The sequence below is a fragment of the Pseudomonas sp. 39004 genome (assembly GCF_028682155.1).
In the GTDB taxonomy this organism is placed as follows: domain Bacteria; phylum Pseudomonadota; class Gammaproteobacteria; order Pseudomonadales; family Pseudomonadaceae; genus Aquipseudomonas; species Aquipseudomonas capeferrum.
Genome location: NZ_JANIAG010000329.1, coordinates 1 through 2,190, shown reverse-complemented (window position 1 = coordinate 2,190; position 2,190 = coordinate 1). Strand labels below are relative to the sequence as shown.

At 60.9% G+C, this 2,190-nt stretch carries 3 protein-coding genes; all 3 read right to left on the bottom strand.

What is annotated here, in order from left to right; all coding sequences use genetic code 11:
• Positions 1 to 85: 85 nt before the first annotated feature.
• The 3 genes from NP534_RS26680 to NP534_RS26670 all read right to left on the bottom strand — a co-directional run bounded on the left by NP534_RS26680 (position 86) and on the right by NP534_RS26670 (position 2,050).
• The gene (locus tag NP534_RS26680; RefSeq protein WP_274100723.1) at positions 86 to 607 is read right to left on the bottom strand and encodes an acyloxyacyl hydrolase; all 522 of its coding nucleotides are present in this window, start codon (positions 605 to 607) and stop codon (positions 86 to 88) included.
• Positions 608 to 802: 195 nt separating this feature from the next.
• Positions 803 to 1,549 carry a phytanoyl-CoA dioxygenase family protein gene (locus tag NP534_RS26675; RefSeq protein ID WP_274100722.1) on the bottom strand — a complete coding sequence of 249 codons (747 nt, stop codon included), beginning with the start codon at positions 1,547 to 1,549 and terminating at the stop codon, positions 803 to 805.
• 57 nt (positions 1,550 to 1,606) lie between these two features.
• Positions 1,607 to 2,050, bottom strand: a complete 444-nt coding sequence (locus NP534_RS26670; RefSeq protein WP_274100721.1) for a carboxypeptidase regulatory-like domain-containing protein — start codon at positions 2,048 to 2,050, stop codon at positions 1,607 to 1,609.
• Positions 2,051 to 2,190: the final 140 nt, after the last annotated feature.

The following is a 2,190-nucleotide window of genomic DNA, read 5'->3' as shown; positions in this document are numbered from 1 at the left end:
ATCTGGTGCCAGCAAGAACGTAGGGGGCCGCTGCGCAGCCCTTTCGCGACGCAAGGCCGCTCCTACAAAAGCACCGGCACCGCGGTTAGAACGCCTTGCTGTAGAACAGCGAGTACGACTCGATCCCGTCGTTCGGCTGTTTGATGCCCGCATTCGAGTAGTGCATGGCGCGGATGCCTACCTTCTGCGCCCCAGGCAGCTTCAGGCCAAAGCCGATGCGGTCCTCGAAGTTGACCGCAGAACCCAGCCGCTGGTTGCCCACATCCGTCTTGGAAAACGCTGCCAGGCCAATACCGGCCTCGATGTAGGGGGTGTAGGTGAAGCCGCTGAACTCGTAGGTGAACACCGGGCTGAACGACAGCGAGTGCGCGCCGCTGGCTTCGCCACCCTCCCAATAGGTGTAAGCCGCATCCCAGTAACCGGTCACATAGCCGGTACTGCTTTCCAGCCATTTCTTGTCCCAATCGAACGACAGGCCGATTCGGTAGGTCATGTCGCCTTGGCCGGTGGCACCCACGGCACCGGAAATCTGCGCAGCCTGAGCCAGATTGGCCCCGGCGAAGGCCAGCACTGCAGCGGCCAGCGAAGCAGCGAGACGGGTTTTCATCAATGACATCTCCTGATGGTCTACACGGCAAGTGGGGGCTTGAGCCCCTCGATCTTGTGCGGTGGCCGGCGCATCCAGACCGGTCACACGAGGTAATACTTTCTCGATTATTGTCCAGATAATCAGAAAGTTGAAAGGGCTTTGCCACTATCGGCTAATACTGACAGCAAACGCCCTGCGCGTGGCCGTACGGGTTCAGTCATACACCCCCTCTTCATGCTCCCCTAACAGCCGCCGCTGCCTGGGCGTGGCCTGCTCCAGCACACGTGGGTTGAACTGCCAATGCAGGTACGGTGAAAACTTCTGCGCCACCATGCGCCGGCCGTAATGCACTTGCAGCATGTCGCGCTCGCGCGCCTGCGTGCAGTTGGCGCCGCCGCTGTGCCAGACATCACTGCGAAACAGCAAAGCATCCCCCGCCTTGCACAACACTGGATGCGCTTCACGCCCTTGCCATTGCACTTCGCCGGCCTGCGGCGGGCGAGCGGCACGATGGCTGCCCGGTACGATCCAGGTCGGCCCGATGCTGTGATCGATATCACTGAGGTACACCTGCGCGGTCAGAATCTGCATGGGCTGGGTAAAGGCCCCGCGCTCGCTGATCCAGGCCGGCAGTTGCAGGGGCAGATGGTCAAGGTGCAGCGCCATGCCGGGGTAACCGGGGTGGCTACGCCAGGCGGTCTGGCCGATCACGTGGCAGTCCTCGCCAAGCGCGGCCTCTGCCAGGTTGATCAGCGGTGGCAGATCAAGAAACGGCAACCACAGCGGGTTGCGGTTGAACACGCACTTGTAGTGTTCGAGCAGCCCCTGGTAGTCCCAGTGAATCGGCTGCAAGTCATCGATGGCGCAGCGCAGCAGCGCGATGCGCAGGGGTTCGAGCACACCGGGGATCAGCACGAAACCCTGCTCGTCGAGCATCTCCAGTTGAAGGTCCAGGCTCATGGCTATGCACTCCTTTTCAGCAGGAGTACAAATGTACCCCTGCCCGAAATATGCCAGTCAACGCCAGTGCAAGTTCACCGTGGCAGGTGCTTTGCCATCCACTACCACCTGTTGCTGGACAGTCTCACCCTCGGCATTGCCGGTGACCTTGTAATGACCCGGTGGTAGCTGCACAAAGAGCAGCGGGCCGACATCGGTAACGCTGAGCACGGGCTGCCCTTGCGCACTTTGAATATCAACAGAGGCACCGCTCTGGAACTTGCCTTGCGCGCCAGTCGAGAGCTCGACGTGCAAGTCATAGCCTTTGGTCTTGCGCAGGGCATTGGCTTCATCCTGGCCGATACCGCCTTGCAGGTAACGCACGCCGTTCTGCTCTTGCGGTTGCAACTGCACGGCCTGCATGTCGATGGGCGCATTGAGGTCGGCGGCTGCCGCCAACGTCCAGGGCAACGCCAGGGTGAGCAGCAGCGCCGCGCCAAGGGCATAGTGATGATTGCGCATGGTATGACCCTCCTTCTGAGGATGGTTTACCTATTATCCGATCATTTGAAGGCACTGGCGTTTGCACTGATGCGTGGTCGTCCAGCCACGTCTACAGCCTCGCGGAGTGCTGCAGCGCGATTGTTCACGGGCTTGTTACT